Annotated in this window: 21 protein-coding genes and 1 other RNA gene; 9 read left to right on the top strand and 13 right to left on the bottom strand. The window is 29.4% G+C overall.

Annotation, left to right across the window (positions count from 1 at the left end):
* Positions 1–2 precede the first annotated feature (2 nt).
* Genes DUT90_RS08115 through DUT90_RS08130 form a run of 4 tightly spaced genes read right to left on the bottom strand, consistent with a single transcriptional unit; the run spans position 3 to position 4,297 of the window.
* Positions 3–1,022, bottom strand: coding sequence for a glycosyltransferase (locus tag DUT90_RS08115; protein ID WP_114426659.1), 1,020 nt, complete (start codon positions 1,020–1,022; stop codon positions 3–5).
* Entirely contained in the window at positions 1,004–2,158 is a 1,155-nt protein-coding gene (locus DUT90_RS08120; RefSeq protein ID WP_181858164.1) for a glycosyltransferase family 4 protein, read from the bottom strand. Before DUT90_RS08120 ends, DUT90_RS08115 begins: the two co-directional genes overlap by 19 nt.
* Positions 2,158–3,423: an ABC transporter ATP-binding protein gene (locus DUT90_RS08125; RefSeq protein ID WP_114426661.1), complete on the bottom strand. Its 1,266-nt coding sequence runs from the start codon at positions 3,421–3,423 to the stop codon at positions 2,158–2,160. The genes DUT90_RS08120 and DUT90_RS08125 overlap by 1 nt, the downstream gene beginning before the upstream one ends.
* Before the next feature lies 1 nt (position 3,424).
* A complete protein-coding gene (locus tag DUT90_RS08130; RefSeq protein WP_114426662.1) occupies positions 3,425–4,297 on the bottom strand; it encodes an ABC transporter permease in 873 nt (290 codons plus the stop codon).
* A gap of 124 nt (positions 4,298–4,421) precedes the next feature.
* Here DUT90_RS08130 and DUT90_RS08135 point away from each other — a divergent pair, with 124 nt between their 5' ends.
* Positions 4,422–4,886, top strand: coding sequence for a GNAT family N-acetyltransferase (locus DUT90_RS08135; protein WP_408962309.1), 465 nt, complete (start codon positions 4,422–4,424; stop codon positions 4,884–4,886).
* A 24-nt stretch (positions 4,887–4,910) separates the two neighbouring features.
* Here DUT90_RS08135 and aroQ read toward each other — a convergent pair whose 3' ends face one another.
* The gene (gene aroQ / locus DUT90_RS08140) at positions 4,911–5,324 is read right to left on the bottom strand and encodes a type II 3-dehydroquinate dehydratase (RefSeq protein WP_114426664.1); all 414 of its coding nucleotides are present in this window, start codon (positions 5,322–5,324) and stop codon (positions 4,911–4,913) included.
* Between the two features lie 6 nt (positions 5,325–5,330).
* A complete protein-coding gene (locus DUT90_RS08145) occupies positions 5,331–6,239 on the bottom strand; it encodes a hypothetical protein (RefSeq protein WP_114426665.1) in 909 nt (302 codons plus the stop codon).
* A 50-nt stretch (positions 6,240–6,289) separates the two neighbouring features.
* On the opposite strand from DUT90_RS08145, the gene DUT90_RS08150 reads away from it, so the two are divergent.
* Both DUT90_RS08150 and xerD read left to right on the top strand, forming a co-directional pair.
* Positions 6,290–6,661 carry a TM2 domain-containing protein gene (locus tag DUT90_RS08150; protein WP_114426666.1) on the top strand — a complete coding sequence of 124 codons (372 nt, stop codon included), beginning with the start codon at positions 6,290–6,292 and terminating at the stop codon, positions 6,659–6,661.
* 63 nt (positions 6,662–6,724) lie between these two features.
* On the top strand, positions 6,725–7,621 hold the full coding sequence (gene xerD, locus DUT90_RS08155; protein WP_114426667.1) for a site-specific tyrosine recombinase XerD: 897 nt from the start codon (positions 6,725–6,727) through the stop codon (positions 7,619–7,621).
* Between the two features lie 49 nt (positions 7,622–7,670).
* On the opposite strand, the gene rny is transcribed toward xerD, so the two are convergent.
* The 4 genes from rny to DUT90_RS08175 form a co-directional block, all read right to left on the bottom strand.
* Positions 7,671–9,236, bottom strand: a complete 1,566-nt coding sequence (gene rny, locus DUT90_RS08160) for a ribonuclease Y (RefSeq protein WP_114426668.1) — start codon at positions 9,234–9,236, stop codon at positions 7,671–7,673.
* A 48-nt stretch (positions 9,237–9,284) separates the two neighbouring features.
* Positions 9,285–9,393, bottom strand: a non-coding RNA gene (ssrS, locus tag DUT90_RS08165) — 6S RNA.
* A gap of 54 nt (positions 9,394–9,447) precedes the next feature.
* Entirely contained in the window at positions 9,448–9,738 is a 291-nt protein-coding gene (locus DUT90_RS08170) for a cell division protein ZapA (RefSeq protein WP_114426669.1), read from the bottom strand.
* Between the two features lie 12 nt (positions 9,739–9,750).
* Positions 9,751–10,041, bottom strand: coding sequence for a hypothetical protein (locus DUT90_RS08175; RefSeq protein WP_114426670.1), 291 nt, complete (start codon positions 10,039–10,041; stop codon positions 9,751–9,753).
* Positions 10,042–10,188: 147 nt separating this feature from the next.
* On the opposite strand from DUT90_RS08175, the gene DUT90_RS08180 reads away from it, so the two are divergent.
* Positions 10,189–11,892: a M23 family metallopeptidase gene (locus tag DUT90_RS08180; RefSeq protein ID WP_114426877.1), complete on the top strand. Its 1,704-nt coding sequence runs from the start codon at positions 10,189–10,191 to the stop codon at positions 11,890–11,892.
* A gap of 5 nt (positions 11,893–11,897) precedes the next feature.
* Complete coding sequence (locus DUT90_RS08185; RefSeq protein WP_114426671.1) at positions 11,898–14,345, top strand: TonB-dependent receptor; 2,448 nt, start codon at positions 11,898–11,900, stop codon at positions 14,343–14,345.
* A 62-nt stretch (positions 14,346–14,407) separates the two neighbouring features.
* Here the strand turns inward: DUT90_RS08185 and bcp are convergent, their stop codons facing one another.
* The gene (gene bcp, locus DUT90_RS08190) at positions 14,408–14,857 is read right to left on the bottom strand and encodes a thioredoxin-dependent thiol peroxidase (RefSeq protein WP_114426672.1); all 450 of its coding nucleotides are present in this window, start codon (positions 14,855–14,857) and stop codon (positions 14,408–14,410) included.
* Between the two features lie 98 nt (positions 14,858–14,955).
* Here bcp and nth point away from each other — a divergent pair, with 98 nt between their 5' ends.
* Positions 14,956–15,615, top strand: coding sequence for an endonuclease III (nth, locus tag DUT90_RS08195; protein WP_114426673.1), 660 nt, complete (start codon positions 14,956–14,958; stop codon positions 15,613–15,615).
* A gap of 32 nt (positions 15,616–15,647) precedes the next feature.
* On the opposite strand, the gene DUT90_RS08200 is transcribed toward nth, so the two are convergent.
* Positions 15,648–16,271, bottom strand: coding sequence for an SDR family oxidoreductase (locus DUT90_RS08200; protein ID WP_114426674.1), 624 nt, complete (start codon positions 16,269–16,271; stop codon positions 15,648–15,650).
* Positions 16,272–16,622: 351 nt separating this feature from the next.
* Positions 16,623–17,207: an RNA polymerase sigma factor gene (locus DUT90_RS08205; protein ID WP_181858166.1), complete on the bottom strand. Its 585-nt coding sequence runs from the start codon at positions 17,205–17,207 to the stop codon at positions 16,623–16,625.
* Positions 17,208–17,425: 218 nt separating this feature from the next.
* Here DUT90_RS08205 and uvrA point away from each other — a divergent pair, with 218 nt between their 5' ends.
* The 3 genes from uvrA (at position 17,426) to DUT90_RS08220 (ending at position 22,591) form a co-directional block, all read left to right on the top strand.
* Complete coding sequence (gene uvrA / locus DUT90_RS08210) at positions 17,426–20,218, top strand: excinuclease ABC subunit UvrA (RefSeq protein WP_114426676.1); 2,793 nt, start codon at positions 17,426–17,428, stop codon at positions 20,216–20,218.
* 10 nt (positions 20,219–20,228) lie between these two features.
* Positions 20,229–21,386, top strand: coding sequence for a MauE/DoxX family redox-associated membrane protein (locus tag DUT90_RS08215; RefSeq protein ID WP_114426677.1), 1,158 nt, complete (start codon positions 20,229–20,231; stop codon positions 21,384–21,386).
* Positions 21,387–21,499: 113 nt separating this feature from the next.
* On the top strand, positions 21,500–22,591 hold the full coding sequence (locus DUT90_RS08220; protein ID WP_114426678.1) for a hypothetical protein: 1,092 nt from the start codon (positions 21,500–21,502) through the stop codon (positions 22,589–22,591).
* Positions 22,592–22,653: the final 62 nt, after the last annotated feature.

The following is a 22,653-nucleotide window of genomic DNA, read 5'->3' on the forward strand; positions in this document are numbered from 1 at the left end:
CACTACAATTTAAACAACTTATGCGTAAAAATTTTTACCATAGTTTTATAATCGTTAAAATTTAAAACTTTGTAAAACAATAATAAATATAAAGAGCTTTTTATAGTCTGTAGCTCTGGTTTATTTCTAACACCTTTTATATATTTTTCTTTTAAGGAACATAATAAGTTATTAAATGATACATTATTTTTGGTTGATATACGTTTAAAAAAAAGGGTAATATCGTTAAAGTTTTCTATTATTTCGTTGGAATTAATTTTATTATGTATTTGAAATTCTAAAATAAACTCTTTGAGTTTATCTGGGTAAGAGTACATAGTTGAAATATTGTGTGTCATTTTTAAAATATTATCTTGCCACAATACTTTTTTTGAGTTGTTATTTTCTATTATCTCGTTAGTTAAACTTTTTGAATGCTCTCTGTAGTTATAAAGAATTGAATTTAAATGATAGAATTTAAATTTAAAAAAAGAACGCAACCAAAAATCGTAATCTTCTACTAAAAACAATTCTTCATTATAACCTTTATTTTCTAAAAAGACCTTTTTTTTGTATAAGAAGCAGGCCCCAATGGTATTTTTAAAAATTAATTCCTCCGGCTCTTTTAGTTTTAGAGTTTTTGTAATTTCACCTTTTTGATTTATCAAGTAAAAATCTGAATATACAATATCTATATTTAATTTTTTATCATTTAAAATAGCAACCATTTTTTCTATAGCATTAGGTAAATATAAATTATCGTGACTAGTCCATGTAATGTAATCTCCTTTAGCAATAGCATGCCCAATATTTAAACTTTTGGGTAGTTTTAAATTAGTTTTATTGTTTACAAGTTTTACTCTACCATCTTTCTGTATAATTTTATTTACGATATTAAATGTATTATCTATAGAATTATCATTTACAATAATAAGTTCTATATTTTTATAAGTCTGATTGAGGCAACTTTTTATAGATTTTTCCATAAATTCTTCCCCATTATATATAGGCAACACAATTGAGACTAACGGATTCTTCTCCATACTCTTTTGGGTATTTTTTTTACTTTTTTAACAACTGGTTTTATAAAGTAATTATATCTGTAAGACCATTTCCAAAGTATAAATCTTAACGAATTATGGTTTCCTGTATCTATACTAGATTTATAAATATTGATTTCTTTATCGGCAATTATTTTTTTGTCAAAAGTTTTAATAATATAATCTCTAGTATTTTTATTCGTCTCATTAATATTTAGTATTCTTATAATTGCCTCAGATATTACTTTCGGATTTTCATAATCATCAATCAATAAATTCATAATACCATCATTTAGTAGATACTCATTCATTGGGGCAATATTAGAGGAAACTATTTTTGTTTGGCAAGAAGCAGCTTCTATAAACACCATACCGAATCCTTCCCATCTACTAGGAACGCATAATACATCTGCGGTACTATAATACTTATAAAGAATATTGTTTTCTACAGAATCTAACCAAAATACTCTTTCATTTATATTTTCTTTTTTTGCAATTTCTTTGTATTTCTCAGTGTCACCTAAACCAATTAAAATTAAGTAATAATCATCTGGTAAATATTTTAAAGATTTTATTACATTGTCTATATTTTTTTGATGAGTTTTTCTACCTATATGCAAAATCATTTTACCTTCTGGAAAAAAACCCAAAATTTTACTGTCTCTTGGTCTCTTTTTGAAAACTGAAGTATCTACTCTGTTACCTAAAACATGTATATCTTTCTGTTGCTTCAATTTTTTTTTAATTAAAAAATCTTGCAGCACATTACTCATTACAATACATTGATCAGAAAAACTCAAACTTTCATGAATTAATTGAGGGTTTGTGTCATGAACACTCGAAATAACAGGGACTCCTTTTACATAGTTAAAATTTGCAAAATCTGTTGCCCAAAAACCTCCATATGCTCTTACACAACTAGGATTTATTTCTCTAATTAGTTTTCTATATTTTTTATTTGAAGAAACAGGTATGATGTTTAGCCCATATTTTTGAGTTCTAACTTTCTCTAACGGAGATAAGACATATACCTCATTAAAATATTTGTTGGGGTTAAAGTATTCTTCCAACCAAGAAGAAGTTCCTTTTTTTTCATAATCACTAATTGGATCTGAAGGTATGACAACTAACCTCTTCATTACAATATTTCCCATTTAGATTTTAAGGCTATGTATCCTTGTGATTTTGTTAAATTTAAGCCATTTTCAAAAAAGTCATCATTAATTACATCAAACAATAAAGCATCTTTTATGACCTCTTTATTTTCTCTTGGATTATCTGTTCCGATAGCTATAAGTCCCTTATATCTCCCTTGAACTAAAGGCATACTATCAACAATACATGTTACTTTACTACCTTCTGAAAATACACCTGAAAAGTTATGGTCTAGATGAGTTCCTAATGATAAAACTCTTTTTTCTTCTTCATCTTCTATACCCACAAAACAATAATCAATTTTCATAGGTAAATTCTTTTTAAATTCAATTTCAATAATAAATTTGCCTCCTATAAATAACGTACTAACAGCTTCTTTTCTGTTTTCGTCTACATAAATTTGAACATTTGCTATGAATTTAGAATTTTCGAATACGTTTTTGGTTAAAGAAAAAGATTGCTTAATATATTCAGAAATAATAAAATCTGTTTTACCTTCTGTTTGAACTCTACCATCAGATAATATGATAACTCTGTTACATAAACTTCTAATAGCAGCCATATCATGACTTACAAATAATACAGTTCTTCCTTCTCCACTAGAGATATCTTGCATCTTACCAATTGCTTTTTTTTGAAATTCTGCATCTCCTACCGCTAACACTTCATCAACAACTAAAATATCTGGTTCTAAGTGTGCAGCAACAGCAAAAGCTAAACGTACTTTCATACCGCTAGAGTACCTTTTTACTGGCGTATCTATATAACGTTGACAACCTGAAAAAGAAACTATTTCTTCAAATTTAGATTCAATTTCTTTTTTGGTCATTCCTAAAATAGCTCCGTTCAAAAAAATATTTTCTTTCCCTGTCATTTCTGGATGAAAACCTGTTCCTACTTCTAATAACGATGCTATTCTTCCTCTAGATTTTATAGAACCTGTTGATGGGCTTGTAACTTTTGAGAGAATTTTTAATAAAGTAGATTTTCCTGCTCCGTTTTTCCCTATAATGCCTAAAACTTCTCCTTTTTTTACTTCAAAATTAATATCATTTAAAGCCCATACGTACTGAGAAGTCCCCTTTGAAGACCTATCATTAGAGTCCCCTATTTTTAGATATGGGTCTTCTTTACCTCTTATTTTTGCAAAAAACCTATTTATGTCATGACTTATCGTTCCTGTACCAACAGTTCCTAATCTGTATTGCTTAGATAAATTTTCTACTTTTAATATAATATCACCCTTCATTTTAAATAGTATCTATAAAAGATTTTTCAGTTTTATTAAAAATTAGTAATCCTATAAAAAATATAAATACTGTAAAGATAATTGTGTAAATGATCCCATAATTAGAATAGCTACCATCATTTAAAAGTATATATCTACCAAATTCTATTAAATGTGCAATAGGGTTTATATCTACTATCCAAGAATAATCTGTACCTTCTTCTACATTTACTAATTTTTTTCTCATCAATTCTAATGGGTACATTACAGCTGAAAGATACATTAATAATTGAACACCGAAAGATACTAAAAAAGTTAAGTCTCTGTATTTAGTGACCATGGATGAAATAATCATTCCCAAACCCAAACCAATCATTCCCATTAAAATGACTAATACTGGAAGAAACAATACATATACGTTGGGTGCTATTGAAAATCCCTTTAAAACAAAATAAATGTAAAAAAATAAGAATATAAATATTTGTATTAGAAATTTTAATAGATTGGAAACTACAATAGACATTGGCATTATGACTCTTGGAAAATATACTTTTCCAAAAATAGCTTCATTTTTTTTAAAAGTATCTGACGTTGCTGTAAGACATTCTTTAAAATAATTCCAAATGGTAACGCCTGCTAAATTGAATAAAAATGGAGGGATTTCACCTGTTTTAATCCCAGCTATGTTGTTAAAAACTAATGTAAAAATCACAGATGTAAATAGTGGCTGTATTAAATACCACAGTGGTCCTAGAATTGTTTGTTTGTAAAGGGTAATTACATCTCTTTTTACAAATAAAAATAACAAATCTCTATATTGCCAAACTTCTTTGAGATTTAAATCGAATAAATTGTTTCTAGGAGAAATTTCAAAAAGCCATTTATCTTTCTGCATTAGTAGTATAGATCTATTATGACAAATATAATTTTTTTTAATAGAAATCTCTTTATGTTTCGACGAATCATGCTACTTTTACGTTTAATAACATTTAAGGATAATTTATAATTAGATTTTGAATATTACTGAGCTACAAATAGTCGATTTTAAAAAAGAATATGCAGAATATTTTTACAATTTAAATATAGAATGGTTACAAAAATACTTTTATGTGGAGCCTTATGATGAAAAAATTTTAAGTAATCCTCAAGAGTATGTAATTGACTCAGGTGGATTTATCTTTTTTGCAAAATTAAATAATGAGATTATTGGAGTAGTTTCACTAATAAATCAAAAAACTTTTTTTGAATTAAGTAAAATGGCTGTTTCACCTAAATATCAAGGTTTAGGCATTGGTTTACAATTAATGAATTTCTGTATCGATTTTGCGAAAAATAAGAACTGGAAAAGTATTACCTTATATTCTCATAGAAAATTGGTTTCAGCTATACACTTATATAAAAAAGTAGGATTTACAGAAATTTCTTTAGAAGAAAATTCTCATTATGAGCGTTCTGATATAAAAATGCTATTAGAATTATCATAAAGAAATTCTAAAAACAAGTAAAAACTATAAGAAACTCTGAATTGCTAATTCATATCCTTTTAAACCAAACCCAAAAATAACTCCTTTAGCTGCTGGTGCTATAAAGCTATGGTGTCTAAATTCTTCTCTGGCATGTATGTTAGAAATATGTAACTCTACAACCGGAGTAGTTATTCCTTTTACAGCATCTCCAATACCTACAGAAGTATGTGTATATGCTGCTGCATTTAAGATAATTCCTTCATAATCAAAGCCTACTTCATGTAGTTTATCTATCAGCTCTCCTTCAATATTAGATTGATAGTATGACAATTCGACCTCTGGATATTGCAATTGTAATTCTCTAAAAAAATCTTCAAAAGTTTTAGAGCCATAAATTTCTGGTTCGCGCTTTCCTAAAAGATTTAAGTTTGGTCCGTTTATAATGATTAATTTCATAAATAATTATTTTTTTCCTGTCTTTACCTTAACTTTTACAATGTTTATAGTTGCAGATTTTCCTTCTTCTAAATTCGCAACAACTTCATATTCTCTTCTAAAATCATATATTTTCAACTTTGTTGTATTGGTTTCCAACGCTCCAGAATCTTCAGTAATTATTCTTATCAAATTATTGCCTTCTTGTAAATTTAAATCTATTTGCTTCTTTTTTCTTGCTACTTTATAGTTTTTTAGAACAACTTTTTCATTTTGTTTTATTGTAACAATATCACCATCTTGAATTCCATAATCCCAAATTTCTAACTTTATTTTAGATGAGTATACAAAAACAGATACTTTTTCACCTGATTTCATTTTAGTTTCACTAAATTTTTTCAAATAATTTTCTGGTTTTATTTCAGCTTTTACAACGCTATCTATCTTTTTTATTTTTTTAATTTTTTTGTATATTTTTCTAACTTTTTTTTCTACAAACTTAATCCCCACTAGCTTCATTTTTCCAGTAGCACAAGTATCTTTGTCGTTATAAATACCAACAAAATTTCCTTCTAACAACCTTTTCTTAGAATCTCCTTTAAATGTTCCTTTAAATTTTACAAAACAAAATTCTTCTGGTAAAAATTTAGATTTTGTATATAAAATATCGCTTTCAGTAAATTGTATTTTATCATCTTTAGGGTTATAATAACCTCTTATATAAGATTTCGTTTCGTTTATACCATCTAAATCTGTAAAAGAATAGCCTTGTATAAAATTATTTTCTCCTCTATTAAATTCTATTTTATAAGACATCATTTGGCTATCTTCTAACACCAAAGCTCCTAATAACTCATAATCAAATGCTTTCGTGCCCTGAGATTGTAAACATAAAAATGACAGAAAAGAAAAGAATAAACCAAATTTAGTTTTCATAGATTTTTTACATATATTGTCACAATATTAATTAAAAAATAATTGTTACAATGAAAAAATCATTAACTATTTACACTTTTTTAATGGCGTTTTTAGCATTTTCTTTTAGTGCTCAAGCATCATTTCCCGTGAAAAAGAAAACAAAAACAATTGAAGTTGTAAAGGGTGATACCGTTGAAAAAACGGAAGTTTCTTCTTACGCAGCAGCTGCAAGTTCTGGTAAAAGCCAAACAACAGCATTATTACTATCTATCTTTTTAGGAGGTCTAGGTATTGATAGGTTTTATCTTGGCTATACTGGCTTAGGAATTTTAAAGTTGATAACATTAGGAGGCTTTGGTATTTGGTACATTATAGATTTGGTTTTAATTATTACCGGAGATTTGCAACCTAAAAATGGAAGTTATTCTAAAACCTTGTAAAAAAATTACAAAAATTTTAAACCATCCTTTAGGGATGGTTTTTTTTATTTGTAATTTTAACAAATGAAATGGCAAAATGCAGTTAAAGATTATCAATTGTACCTTAAAATAGAAAGAGGTTTATCTTCAAACACCATTAATAGTTATAGTGCAGATTTAGATAAGTTAATGGACTTTCTCACTAATAATAATGTAACTGTTTCACCTATTGCTATAGATAGTTCACTTGTACAACAGTTTATTTATGAGATTGCCAAAAAAGTAAATGCTAGAAGTCAAGCCAGAATTATTTCTGGCTTAAGAAGTTTTTTTGATTACTTAATTTTTGAAAATTACAGAGAAACTAATCCTACTGATTTAATAGAGACTCCAAAAATTGGTATAAAATTACCTGATACACTTTCTGAAACAGAAGTCAATGAATTGATAGCTGCTATAGACTTAAGTCGTCCTCAAGGAGAACGAAATAGAACCATTATAGAAACAATGTATAGTTGTGGTTTGCGTGTAAGTGAATTGGTAGCTTTAAAAATCTCTGATCTTTTTTTTGAAGAAGGGTTTATTAGGGTTATTGGTAAAGGAAACAAGCAACGTTTTGTACCGATTCATTTTAACGCTCAAAAATACATACTGTTTTATATTAAAAATATAAGAAACCATATTGATACACAAAAAGGTTCTGAAGATATTCTTTTCTTAAACAGAAGAGGTAAAAGTTTAACAAGGCAAATGATATTTACCATTCTTAAAAATTTATCTATTAAAATAAATTTAAGAAAAAAAATAAGTCCGCACACGCTAAGACACTCATTTGCAACACACTTATTAAAAAACGGTGCAGATTTAAGAGCTATTCAACAAATGTTAGGCCATGAAAGTATTACTACAACCGAAATTTATGTACATTTAGATAGAAGCTACCTACAAGAAGTTGTTGAAAAATACCATCCTAGAAAATAAAAAATCCTGCTTAAGCAGGATTTTATTGTTGTAAAACTTAAAATAGCCTTTACTTGGCTACATTAACAGCTCTTGTTTCTCTAATAACAGTAACCTTAACTTGTCCTGGGTAGGTCATATCATTTTGGATTTTTTGAGATATTCCAAAAGATAATTCCGCTGCTTTCGTATCATTAACTTTTGTACTTTCTACCATTACCCTTAGTTCTCTACCTGCTTGAATTGCATATGCTTTTTGAACCCCACTAAATCCAAAAGCAATATTTTCTAAATCTTTTAAACGCTGAATGTATGAATCTAAGACTTGACGTCTTGCTCCTGGTCTTGCGCCAGAAATAGCATCACAAACTTGAACAATTGGCGATATTAAACTCTTCATTTCAATCTCATCATGGTGCGCTCCAATTGCGTTACAAACTTCTGCTTTTTCACCATATTTTTCTGCCCATTGCATTCCTAAAAGTGCGTGCGGTAATTCGCTTTCTGTATCTGGTACTTTACCAATATCATGCAATAGACCTGCTCTTTTTGCCATTTTTGCATTTATCCCCATTTCTGCGGCCATAATACCACAAAGGTTGGCAACTTCACGCGAGTGTTGTAGTAGGTTCTGTCCATAAGAAGACCTATATTTCATTCTACCTACAGTTTTAATTAATTCAGGGTGTAACCCATGGATTCCTAGATCAATTACAGTTCTTTTACCAACTTCTATAATTTCTTGGGTAATTTGTTTCTCTGTTTTTTTAACAACTTCTTCAATTCTTGCAGGATGAATTCTTCCATCGGTAACCAATTTATGCATAGATAAACGCGCAATTTCTCTACGAACAGGGTCAAAACAAGATAGTATAATAGCTTCTGGAGTATCATCAACAATAATTTCTACACCAGTTGCAGCTTCTAAAGCTCTAATATTTCTACCTTCGCGACCAATAATACGCCCCTTAACATCATCAGATTCAAGATTAAAAACAGAAACACAGTTTTCTACTGCTTGCTCTACACCTACTCTTTGAATTGTACCTAAAATTACTTTTCTAGCTTCTTGTTCTGCGGTTAGTTTTGCTTCTTCTATAGAAGTTTGTACAAAAGCCATAGCTTCAGTTTTTGCTTCATCTTTTAAAGAAGCTACCAATTCTTTTTTGGCTTCGTCAGCAGATAAACCAGAAATTTGCTCTAACATATCAACATGACGTTTGTGCATTTTTTCTAGTTCAGTTTCTTTTTTATCTAAGAAATCTAGCTTATTGTTATAATCGTTTTCTTTTTGTTCTAAAGATTTATTTAAACGTTTATTTTTATCAACTTCAGAGGCTACTTTAGATTCTCTATCTCGTATTCGTTTTTCTACGTCAGATATTTTCTTTTCTCGAGATAAAATCACTTTCTCATGCTCTGCTTTTAATTCAATAAATTTTTCTTTTGCTTGAAGTATTTTATCTTTTTTTATTGAGTCTGCATCAATCTTTGCCTCTTTTAGTAGTGTTGCTGCTTCTTTTTTTGTTTCATTAAGCAACTTTGTGCCTTTTGATTTTTCTATAGCTTTTGCAATAATAAAACCTACTGCAATTCCTATTAAGACTCCCAATAAGGGAAGTACCATACCATCCATAATTTTAATTTAATATATAAAAAAAACCTACGCTAGTGTGGCTTATATAAACTCCATTATTACAGGTTTAGGACTAACTAGCTGATCAAGTATCCGTTCTAAGACGGCACGCTTTAGCAACCAAGACTTATCCTTTATAATAGATATCTCGTTGAGTTTATCAAACAATTTACTAACGTAGGCAGTGTGTGTTAATGTTATTTTAAAGAACTTATTCTAAATGTGAATTCACTAATTTTGTCAATTCATTTATTTTTTTTGTTGCTTCTTTAGTGGTGGAGTTTTGTTGTAATGCAGAAATTTCTAATTTAGATGCAAATTGTAAAGCACACATAGCTAACACGTCTTGCTTATCACTAACTGCATAATTTTGCTCATACATAGAAATTAATTTATTTATAGAGTTTGCCGCTTTTCGCATTCCTTCTTCTTCTCTAGTGTTATTAACACTTAAAGGATAGGTTCTTCCTGCTATAACAATATTAATTTTTAATTTTTCCACACTGTAAAGAACTTATTCATTTAACTGAATGATACACTTGTCTATCTCTCGAATTAAAGTGTTTATTTTGAGTTTTGTTTCTCTTGTATTTGTACTACTGCCTTCTATAGTTTTTGCAATTTTTAACAAATCATATTCTTTTTTTTGATTGCTTAAAAGCTGCTCTTTTTCTAAAAGCTGATGTCGCAAACTAGTTGTTTCTCGAAGCAAAATATCGTTTTCTTTTTTTAAAAACTCATAATTAGATAGGAGGTTTTGTAATTTAACTTCCAATAAATGAATTGCTTCAATAGTATTGCTCATCTAACCTTTTAAATAAAACTATCTTTACAAAGTTAACATTCTGTTTCTAATATAGCAACATTTTATCACTTTTTTACTAACCTCTTATTATACAGTTATTTACTCTAAAAAATGTTTTTTAGTATTTTTGTCCAAAATAATTGCAATTTGAAACGTCTATTTTTTATTTCTATTTTATTTCTTGCTCTCAAAGGGTATTGTCAAAAAAAATATCCAAAAAATTACTTTACTAATCCATTAGACATACCCACGGTTTTATCGGGTACGTTTGGAGAACTAAGAAGCAATCATTTTCACTCTGGTGTAGATATAAAAACACAAAGAAAAGAAGGTTTAAAAATTTATGCTCCTGCAGACGGCTATGTTTCAAGAATTAAAGTTGCCCAATTTGGTTTTGGTAAAGCATTATACATAACGCATCCTAATGGATACACCACAGTATATGCTCATTTAAAAAAATTTGCTCCCAAAATTGAAGAATATGTTAAATTTATTCAATACAAAAAAGAAAACTATGCTACTGGAAATTTATTTTTTAAAGAAGATAAATTTCCTGTTAACAAGGGAGATATTATTGGTTTTACTGGTGATACTGGTAGCTCTGGAGCACCTCATCTACATTACGAAGTAAGAGATAGTAAAACAGCAAATATTATAAATCCTCTTTTTTTTGGTATTAACCCTATAGATTCTAAACCTCCTGTTTTAGAATCTATAAAGGCATACACCTTAACCAAAAACTCTAGAATTGACAATAAAAATAAAAACTTTATTTTACCTATAAAAAAAATTGCAGAAGGAAAATATAGTGCTAACAGAATTTTTGCTGCCGGAAGCATTGGTTTTGCAATTAATACTTTTGATAGGTTAGATCTTGCTCCTAACAAAAACGGTATTTACAGTTTAGAGATGTTGGTAAATGGGAAACGTTATTTTTATCATAACGTAGAAACTTTTTCTTTTTCTGAAACTAAGTTTATAAATCTTCATATAGATTATCAACATTACAAAAAGTACCGTAAAAAATATCAAAAATTATTTAGAGTAAAACCCAATAAACTTTCTACTTACAAAGAAATAACTAATGATGGAAAAATAGATATTCAAAATGGATTGAGTTATTCTGTTGAAATTATTGCTAAAGATTATGCTGGTAATAAAAGTAGTGTAAAAATACCAATTACTGGAAAAGAGAGTAACTCTTTATTTCAAAAACAAAAAGACACAACCGAATATAAAATTATAGCTAAAAAATTTCATAGATTTTCTAAAGATGGGATTTCTATTGCTTTTCCGAAAAATACTTTTTATGAAGATGTATACTTAGATTTTAAGGTAGAAAACGGTATCGCTAAAGTTCATCAACCTACAATTCCACTAAATAAAAGTTTTACACTTACTTTTGATGTTTCTAAATTTTCTGAATCTGAAAAACAACAACTTTACATTGCAAATCTAGAATATTCTAAATATCCAAGATATCAAAATACCAGAAAAAAAGATAGCACTTTTTATACAACTTCTAAAACCTTAGGCAATTATGGGCTATTAAAAGACAGTATAAAACCTACTATTAAAACCTTGTATTTTAAAGACAACCAATGGATAAGTAAATTTACTACACTAAAAGTTAAAATTAATGATATAGGTTCTGGAATTAAGAATTGGCGAGCTACTATAGATGGTGAGTGGGTTTTAATGCAATACAATCATAAAAAAGGGATACTTACTTATAATTTTAGTGATAAAAAATTGGTTGGTAGCAAACATATCTTTAAAATTGTAGTCTCGGACAATGTTGGAAATACGAATATGCTTTCTACAACGTTCTTTAAGAAACAAGTAAACTAATTTACGTGAAAAAACTCTTATTACTATTTATCTTTTTTCCCCTATTTATATTTTCTCAAAAAACAACACTTTTAAAAGGAAGCGTAAAAAATAAAAACAATGAACCTATAGAAGGTGTTTCTATAAGTTATAAACAATCTGGAACTACTTCAGATGAAAATGGAAGATACCAATTACGTATTCCGTTTAAAGAAGAAATATCATTAAAATTTAGTCATATATCATACAGAACAACAACTAGAAACATTACTGCAAAAAGCAGAAATGGTATCCGATTGAGTGTAACCTTAATTTCAAAAACAGAAGAATTAGAAGAAATTATTGTTAGAGATAGAAAAAAAGAAGCTCAAGGGTTACAAAACATCAATATAAAAACAGTAAAAAATACAGTGGGTGCAAATGCTGGTGTAGAAAATGTTTTAATGACCTTGCCTGGAGTAAGTAATAACAACGAGCTAAGTACTCAATACAATGTAAGAGGTGGTAATTTTGATGAAAATTTGGTTTACGTAAACGGAATTCAAGTATACAGACCTTTTTTAATACGATCAGGACAGCAAGAAGGCTTAAGTTTTATAAATCCTAATATGGTACAGAATATTAACTTTTCTGCAGGAGGTTTTCAAGCTAAATATGGAGATAGATTGTCATCTGTACTAGATATTACTTATAGAAAACCAAAAGAGGTTGCTACAAGCATTGAAGGTAGCCTTTTAGGTGGAAGTATTACGTTTGAAGCACCCATTATAGAAGACAAACTTACTGCTATAAGTAGTTTTAGATACAGAGACAATAGTTTATTTGTAAATAGCAAGCAGATAGAAACCAATTTTAGACCCACTTTTATAGATTTTCAAACCTTTTTATCATACAATGCTTCAGACCGTTTAAGGTTCAATTTACTAAGTAACTTTTCTATAAACAGTTATAATTTTCAACCAATCTCTAGAAGAACTAGGTTTGGTACTGTTGCCAACCCTTTAGAGTTAACTGTATTTTATACAGGACAAGAAGAAGATAATTATTTAACCTTATTTGGAGCATTTTCTACAGAGTTTGAAGTTAATGATAAACTCATACTTACAGGAACAGTATCTAGATACAACACACAAGAAGAAGAACATTTTGATATTGGAGCTACCTATAATCTTGGTGAGGTAGATACCAATATAGGTTCTGAAAACTTTGGTGATGTAGAGTTTTCTCAAGGAATAGGTTCTCAACTAAATCATGCACGTAATGATCTTGATGCGCTTATTACAAATGCTGAGATAAGAGGAAAATACAAATCTAATAGATTACAGTTTGAATTTGGAGCTAAACTTCAAAAAGAAGATATAAGAGATCGTATAAGGGAGTGGGAAATCATAGACTCATTGGGGTTTTCTACAAGACCTCCAGGTTTTGCTACTAACAACCAACCTTTTGAACCTTTTGCAGGTCCCATTGTTCCGTTTCAAAATATTAGAACAGAAAATAACATTCAAATTAACAGAATTTCTGGTTTTGCTCAATTTAATGAAAGACTATTTTGGGGAGATAATGAGGTTTGGTATAATGTAGGAGTTAGAGCTCATAATTGGAGAGTAAGCGGAAACGGTCTAAACTCTAAAAGTCAAACAATTATTAGTCCTAGAGCTCAATTTGCTATAAAACCAAATTGGCATAAAGACATGCTTTTTAGGGCTTCTGGTGGTTGGTATTCTCAGCCTCCTTCTTATAGAGAACTAAGAGATTTTGATGGTAATATTAATGTAGATCTTAAAGCACAAAGATCTATTCATTTAGTACTTGGTATGGACTATAGTTTTGAAATGTGGGGCAGACCATTTAAGCTCACTGCAGAAGCCTATTACAAAGATCTTTCTAACGTAAATACATACACTGTAGATAATGTAAGAATTAGATATAGAGCTAATAATAATGCTACCGCTTATGCAAACGGAATTGACGTTCGTTTAAACGGAGAGTTTGTTCCGGGTAGTGATAGTTGGGTAAGTATTGGCTACTTAAAAACAGAAGAAAACCAAGACAATAGAGGTAATATTTCTAGACCCACAGATCAGCGTTTTAAGTTTGCTATTTTGTTTCAAGACTATGTACCAAATTTGCCAAATCTTAAAGCGTATTTAAATTTGGTTTATAACTCTGGTGTTCCTGGAGGCTCTCCTGCATATGCAGATGTTTATGATTTTCAAAACAGACTTAGAGATTATAGAAGAGCAGATATTGGTGTATCATACATATTTACAGATGTAAATAAGCAATATAAAACAGGTTTCTTATCTAAATTTAGAGAATTAAGTGCTGGTTTAGAATTATTTAATATGTTTGATATCCAAAATGCAATTACCAATACTTGGGTAAGAGATTCTTTTTCTAAAAGACAATTTGGTATTCCTAACTTTTTAACAGGTAGAATTTTAAACTTTAAATTAGCTATGAAGCTATAAAAAAACGAGTCCACTTAAAAAGTGACTCGTTTCTATTCTTTATCAAATTATTTTTGGCGTTCCTATAAAATTTGTGCCGCGTGATCTTTTGTTTTTACTTTGGTAATCACATCCTCTATTACGCCATTTTCGTCAATAATAAAAGTAGTTCTATGAATTCCATCATATTCGCGTCCCATAAACTTTTTTGGACCCCAAACATGAAACGCTTCAATGACGGTTTTATCTTCATCCGCTAAAAGCGGATAAGGCAACTCATATTTATTTTTGAAATTTTGTTGTCTTTTAGCAGAGTCTGCACTCACCCCTAAAACATCATACCCTTTAGACAAAAATGAGGCGTAATTATCACTCAAATTACAAGCTTCAGCCGTACAACCAGGTGTGCTTGCCTTTGGGTAAAAGAATAAAACTAATTTTTTACCTGCATAATCTGATAATCGTATGGTATTACCTTCTTGATCTTTAGCTTCAAATTGTGGAGCCTTATCTCCTTTTTGTAGTGATGTCATTTTGTTATATTTATTTAAATAATTACTAAACAAAAATACAATAATGAATATTTTAATGAAATTAGATTGTTATTTTTGTTATTTAATTAACATTATAGATGAATAAACAAGAAAAGGTGCAATTTGTGGTAGATACACTTCAAAAATTGTATCCAGAAATTCCAATTCCTTTAGATCATAAAGACCCCTTTACCCTACTGGTGGCTGTTTTATTGTCTGCTCAATGTACAGATGTTAGAGTAAATCAAATTACACCTGTTTTATTCGCTAAAGCGGATAATCCTTTTGATATGGTAAAAATGTCTGTTGATGAAATTAAAGAAATTATTAGACCTTGTGGTTTGTCTCCTATGAAAAGTAAAGGAATTTACGGTTTGTCTAAAATTTTAATTGAAAAATACGATGGAAAAGTGCCTCAATCTTTTGAAGGTTTAGAAGAACTACCCGCAGTTGGTCATAAAACCGCAAGTGTGGTTATGAGTCAAGCTTTTGGTGTGCCTGCTTTTCCTGTAGATACGCATATTCATAGATTATTGTATCGTTGGAATTTATCTAACGGCAAAAGTGTTGCTCAAACTGAAAAAGATGCAAAGCGATTATTTCCCAGAGAATTATGGAATGATTTACATTTGCAAATTATTTGGTATGGAAGGGAATATTCTCCTGCAAGAGGTTGGGATATAGACAAAGATATCATCACAAAAACTATTGGCAGAAAGACTGTTTTGAACGATTATTACAAAACAAAAAAAGCGTAATTAAACGCTTTTTTTATTCTATAATTATCTTTTTAGTTAGGTATAGCTTTACCAATTAAAGTATCTCCTTCAATAATCTCAAAAGTTTTGTTTATTTGAGCGCTATCGTGCAAAACTCTTACTAAGGTCTGGGCTACATCAGCTCTACTAATTTCACCTCTTTCTTGTAATTTTTTACTCAATTTAATTTTACCTTTTGCTTCATTATTAGTCAAAGATCCTGGCCTTACAATAGAAAAAGGTATGTTACTTTTTTTCAAATACTCATCAGCATTCTGTTTTGCTTTTAAATATTCTTGTAAATCCTCTGCTTGCTCTGGTGCATCTGCCCCCATAGAACTTAACATTACAAACTTTTTAATATTATTTTTCTCACTTTCCTTAATTAGCTTTTTTGCCCCTTCTTGATCTACTTCTTTTACTTTTTTTCCACCAGAACCTGCTGCAAAAATAACTTTATCAATTGCTGAAAAAGCATGAGATACATCTTGTTCTAAATCTGCGAGCACTGTCTCAATTTTCTTTTCCTCAAATTGCTTAATTTGTTCTTCCTTTCTAACCATAGCAACTGGAGTAAAGTACTGTGAAGTTGCTAATAAATCTACTATTTTCTTACCTGTTGTGCCATTTGCACCTGCTATTAATATTTTTTCCATGCTCAAATGTAAGCTGTACTAATAAATTTAATTAGCTGAAATGATAGAGAGATTAATCCGTTTGAAATTTTTGATTATAATATGTGCGTAGTATAAGAAAAAGATATAACATAAAAAAAGCCTCAACATATGTTGAAGCTTTTTCCACTCTTAATTCAAATTCAATTCAATGAAATCTTCTGATTTGGTTTTTACAATAGTTAGCGATTTGGAAAAATCAATCAAAAGTTGAACTGTTTCTTGTTTTGGTTGCATCTGAATTTCAGACGACTTTCTTGAGTAAAGTTGCATCATATAGTTTGTTTAATCTATTGGTTATAAACTTTTAACGATGTTTTTTTTACTTTATTGTTAATTTACTAAAATAATTTTATGTTTCTCTATTAATTTACGCATATTAATTAAAGCATAACGCATTCTGCCTAATGCAGTATTAATGCTCACTCCAGTATTTTCACTAATCTCTTTAAAACTCATATCTTTATACATACGCATAATTAGTACTTCTTTTTGCTCTTGAGGCAACTCTTCTACCAATTCTCTAACGTCTGTATAAATCTGTTCTTTTATAATCTGTTTTTCTGCATTTAAATTTCCATCACTTAAAACTGAAAAAATATCAAAATCATCAGTAGTTTTAAAAGAAGGCATTCTATTAGTTTTTCTAAAATAATCGATTACCAAATTATGAGCAATGCGCATAACCCAGGGCAAAAACTTACCTTCTTCATTATAATTTCCTTTTTTAAGAGTTCTAATTACCTTAATAAAAGTCTCTTGAAAAATATCTTCTGTAATATCTTTATCTTGTACTTTACTATAAATAAAGCTGAACAATCTCTGTTGATGTCTCTTTATTAAAATCTCTAAAGAAGACTCTTTTCCTTGTATATACGTACTTATTAAAGTACTGTCTGTGATTATATTTTTACGCATCATAACTACTTTTTAAAGAACTAGTGGTTCTTTTATATATTATTTTTTAATAATGTTTAAAGTAGTTTTTTACTATAAGCGTCTTGTATTGTAGTGTTTATATACATCAAATATGATTATTATTTTTTAATTTCACAAATATTTTAACAAATTTTACGTTTATTACTTTTTCAGGTCCTTAAAAAAAGCAGTATTTTTAAAACTTATATTTTTTGTGAATGAAGACTGATATTACTACTGTAAACCCCAAAGAAAACATTATAATTAAAGGAGCTAAACTCCACAATTTAAAAAACATAGATGTTGTAATTCCAAGAAATAAACTTGTAGTTATTACAGGGCTTTCTGGCTCAGGAAAGTCGTCTTTAGCTTTTGACACCTTATATGCAGAAGGACAAAGACGTTATGTAGAAAGTCTATCTTCTTATGCGCGTCAATTTTTAGGGAAACTTAACAAACCAAAAGTAGATTATATTAAAGGTATTGCACCTGCTATAGCTATAGAACAAAAAGTAAACTCTACAAACCCTCGTTCTACAGTGGGTACTTCTACAGAAATTTATGATTATATAAAGTTGTTATTTGCAAGAATAGGAAAAACCTACTCTCCTATTTCTGGTAAAGAAGTAAAAAAAGATACCGTTTCTGATGTAGTAAATTTTGTTAAAAAATTTAAAGAACGGTCAAAACTTTTATTGCTAGCTCCAATTACAATTGATGAAAATAGAGACTTAAAGACTGTTCTACAAGTTTTAGAACAACAAGGATACGCTCGTTTAAAATGGAAAGAAACCATATACAGGCTCAATGATTTTCCTCAAGAAGATTACAGCAATGAAGCGTTGTTTTTAGTAGTTGACAGGGTTATTACAAAAAACGAGGAAGATTTTTACAATAGATTAGCAGACGCCATTCAAACTGCTTTTTTTGAAGGTAAAGGAGTTTGTTTCATTCAAGATTTAGAACATAATAAAGTTACTGAGTTTAGTAATAAATTTGAATTGGATGGTATTTCATTTTTAGAACCCAACACACATTTGTTTAGTTTTAACAATCCTTATGGTGCTTGCCCTACCTGCGAAGGTTATGGAAATGTAATTGGTATTGATGAAGATTTAGTAATACCAAATACAGGTTTGTCTATTTTTGAAGATTGTATTTTTCCCTTCAAAACACCATCTTATATTCATTATAAAGAAGATTTAATTGCTGTAGCCTATAAATATGATATCCCCATTCATAAACCTTGGTTTGAATTGACAGAAAAACAACAAGAGTTGGTCTGGAACGGCAATAAAGCTTTCAATGGAATACATCATTTTTTTAATGCTTTAGAAGAAAAAAGTTACAAAATACAAAACCGCGTAATGCTTTCTCGATATCGAGGAAAAACAAAATGTACCACCTGTAATGGCAAACGTTTACGTGAAGAAACCAATTATGTAAAGATCAATAGAAAGACCATTTCAGATTTGGTAACACAACCCTTAGATGAACTAACTCTTTTCTTTAAAAACATAAAACTAAACCAATACGAAGAAAAAATAGGCAAAAGATTATTGACAGAAATTAATAATAGATTGCAATTTTTAAATGATGTAGGTTTATCTTATTTAACATTAAACAGAACATCTAATACACTTTCAGGGGGTGAAAGTCAGCGAATTAACTTAGCAACTTCTTTAGGAAGTTCTTTAGTTGGCTCTATGTATATTTTAGATGAGCCTAGTATTGGGTTGCATCCAAAAGACTCTGAACGGTTGATTGGAGTTCTTAAAAATCTTAGAGATTTAGGCAACACTGTTGTGGTTGTAGAGCATGATGAAGATATCATGAAAGAAGCAGACTACATCATAGATATTGGACCTGAAGCAGGAACTTATGGAGGAAACGTGGTTGCTGAAGGAACCTATAAAGAGATTTTAGATTCAGACTCTTTAACAGCTAAATATTTAAACGAAGAATTAAAAATTGAAGTACCTACAAAACGCAGGTCATCTAAAAATAGTATTCAAATAATTGGCGCTAGAGAACACAATCTCAAAAATATAGATGTACATTTTCCTTTACATTGTTTGTCTGTAATTACAGGAGTTTCTGGTTCTGGAAAAAGCACTTTAGTTAAAAAAATATTGTATCCATCAATGCAAAAAAAATTATTGGGTTATGGAGATAAAATTGGTCAGCATACGGCTGTTAAAGGTAGTTTTGACACCTTAAAACATGTAGAATTTATTGATCAAAACCCTATTGGACGTTCTTCTCGTTCTAACCCTGTTACCTATATTAAAGCCTATGATGATATTCGTGCGTTGTTTTCAAATCAAAAGTTATCAAAAATAAGAAACTACAAACCCAAACATTTTTCTTTTAATGTAGAAGGCGGACGCTGTGAGGTATGTAAGGGTGAAGGTGAAGTTACTATAGAGATGCAATTTATGGCAGATGTGCATTTAGAATGTGAGACTTGTAACGGAAAACGATTTAAAAAAGAAGTATTGGAAGTTAAGTTTGATGAAAAGTCTATTGATGATATACTAAACTTAACCATTGATGATGCTGTTGCTTTTTTCTCTGAGAACTTAGTTCCTAAAATAGCCAACAAACTAAAACCACTCCAAGATGTAGGTTTAGGCTATGTTACTTTAGGGCAATCGTCATCAACACTTTCTGGTGGAGAAGCGCAGAGAATAAAACTTGCTTCTTTTTTAGTAAAAGGTAACACAAAAGATAAAGCCTTATTTATTTTTGATGAACCCACAACGGGTTTACATTTTCATGATATTAAAAAATTATTGGCTAGTTTTAATGCCTTGATTGAACGCGGACATTCTATAATTGTGATAGAGCATAATATTGAATTGATAAAGTGTGCAGATTATATAGTAGATTTAGGTCTTGAAGGGGGTAAAAAAGGCGGACAGCTAATTTTTGAAGGTACCCCAGAAGATTTGGCTAGAAACAAGAAATCCTATACTGCTAAATATTTAAAAGATAAGTTGAAGTTTTAAACTTTTATACATGGAAAAAATTTGGGCAAAACTTACAGATTTAACGGACAAACAAAAAGTCAATTGGGTTAGAATTATTGCAATTTTAGCGGTTTTAGTACTCATGGTTTACGCTCCAAAACTATGGATATCTACCAAAACTTTTCCAATTGTTCCTTTATTTGATTGGTTACCAACACCAACGTCTCCTGTAGATTATATTTTAGGCGGCTTCTTTTTTGTAATTCAAATAATTTATATTTTTCAAAATAAACGGTGGCAAGGTATTCTTATAGTGTTGCTTTATTTGTATTTGGCCTTTGTAGATCAAAATAGACTACAGCCTTATTTTTATCAGAGTTTTTTAACCATTTTTGCTATAGAAATTTTTAGAAAAAGAGCACATCAAAGAAAGGTACTCTATGCTGTTATTTTAGTTTTTTTTGCAACGTATTTTTGGAGTGGAATTCAAAAAGTAAATTATGATTTTTACATTCAATGGTTAAGTGCTTTAAATAAACATTTTAGTTGTGTAGACACTTCTGCAAATGCGCTAATTTGTTTGCCTCAATGGTTTTTAGAAATGTTTACCTACGCAGTACCTTGGCTAGAAGCATCTATGGGCATTTTATTATTATTTAATACAACCAGAAAAATTGGTGTACTCTTTATACTTTCTATGCATTGTGTTATTACCTTTTTATTGTTTTATTTAGGTTATGGATACAATGTTGTGCCTTGGAATATTCAAAACATGTTTTCTGTCATCATTATATTTTGGACCTTAAAAACTTACAACCCTCTTGAATTTTTCTTGAAATACTTTAATAAACAAAAAGTAGCAATGTTAATTTTTACAGTTTGCTTACCTTTTGCTAATAATCAAACAGGGTTTTATGATAGCTTACTGTCTTTTCATTTTTTTACAGCAGATTTAAATTACTACAATGTTTTTGTTAATGAAGAGCTAGAAGAAAAACTTCCTGAACACATTCAAGACTTTTTTCGTTTTAAAAACGGTAAAACGTATATTAATATGAATGAATGGGCTCAGTACGATAACAAGGTCTTATTTTATCCTGAAGAAAGGATAATCTTATTTATGGATGATTATTTACGCTCTTTTGCAGATGATCCTTCTAAAAAAGAATTGACGGAATTGGTTATTTATAATCACGAATATGATTAGTCGTGTAATTTTTTACGAATTCTAATTCATCTTTAACGAATTCTCATCTCCCTAAAGTTTAGGTTTACTTCTACCCTATTTTTAAGATGTATTAATCATAAAAAATAGAAATCATGAAGAAAATCTTAAAAAAAACAGTGTCCGTAATAAGCTTATTAGTAGTAAGTATTTTTTTAGTTAGCTGTAACAATCAGAAAATTGAAAAACAAAACACAAAAACTATTGTAGCCAAAAACAGCATTTCAAATAAAGAAACTGTAAAAGCAACAACATCTAGAGCGCCTATTGTTTTTATTGCAGGTTTTGATAAAGGCAATGAAACCTTTTATACAAATGCTAGAACCTATTTTCAAGAAAAAGGTTTAAAAGTAGTTGATGGTCAATATTCTCTTGAAGAAATTATTACCTGGTTAAATACCAATGCTACCAAAAACCCATACGGAGAGGTACATATTGTAAACCAAAGCAATCCTTACAAGGGTATGAATTTAGAAACCACTATTAGAGGCGAAAAAATTACATCAGAAACATTACAAAGAACTATTAATCAAGGTACTTTGCCTTCATTAAAAGATGTGGTAAACCAAAATACTAAAATTGTATTTCACGCATCTGGTTTAATGGAAAATAAAGAGCTACTCAAAACCTTAAAAACTGCTTTTTCAGCAAAAAATTTACCAAAAGTTGTAGCATCTCCATACCATACTATTTTTGGAGGTAAGTTTTCAGATCATTCTTTAGCACAACCTTACTATGTGTTTTATCCTACAGCAAACTCTCCAGGAAAAATAGACCTCTCTAAAGAATTGGCAAGAAAATATCCAGAAGAAAAAGATATAGATTGGTTTGACGCTTTGCATAATAATAACGAAAGATTTATTGGTGACGCATACTATACTACATTTTCTATACCGATTAAATGGGAGTTTGATTTTCATAATACAGATGAAAAAATGCCAACCTTTACCACTAAAGAAGAAATTATGGATTGGATTTCTCTACACGATGAGTTGATGGTTGAACTAAACAAAAACAATATTGCTATTGAAAAATATAGATGGAACTGGAGTTCAAAAAACAGCACTTTTGTAATTAGAGGCAGAACAACAGGTATTTTAATTCTAAAACCTTTAATAAAACCTTACGGAGATTTGCAACATGTAAAACCAGACACCAACAACAAACGCCTATACGCGATGAAATAATTATGGAATAGAAATTGTATGCTTAAAACACCATTGCTCTTATTTAAAATAAAGTAATGGTG

It is taken from the genome of Polaribacter sp. WD7 (assembly GCF_003335085.1).
GTDB lineage: Bacteria > Bacteroidota > Bacteroidia > Flavobacteriales > Flavobacteriaceae > Polaribacter.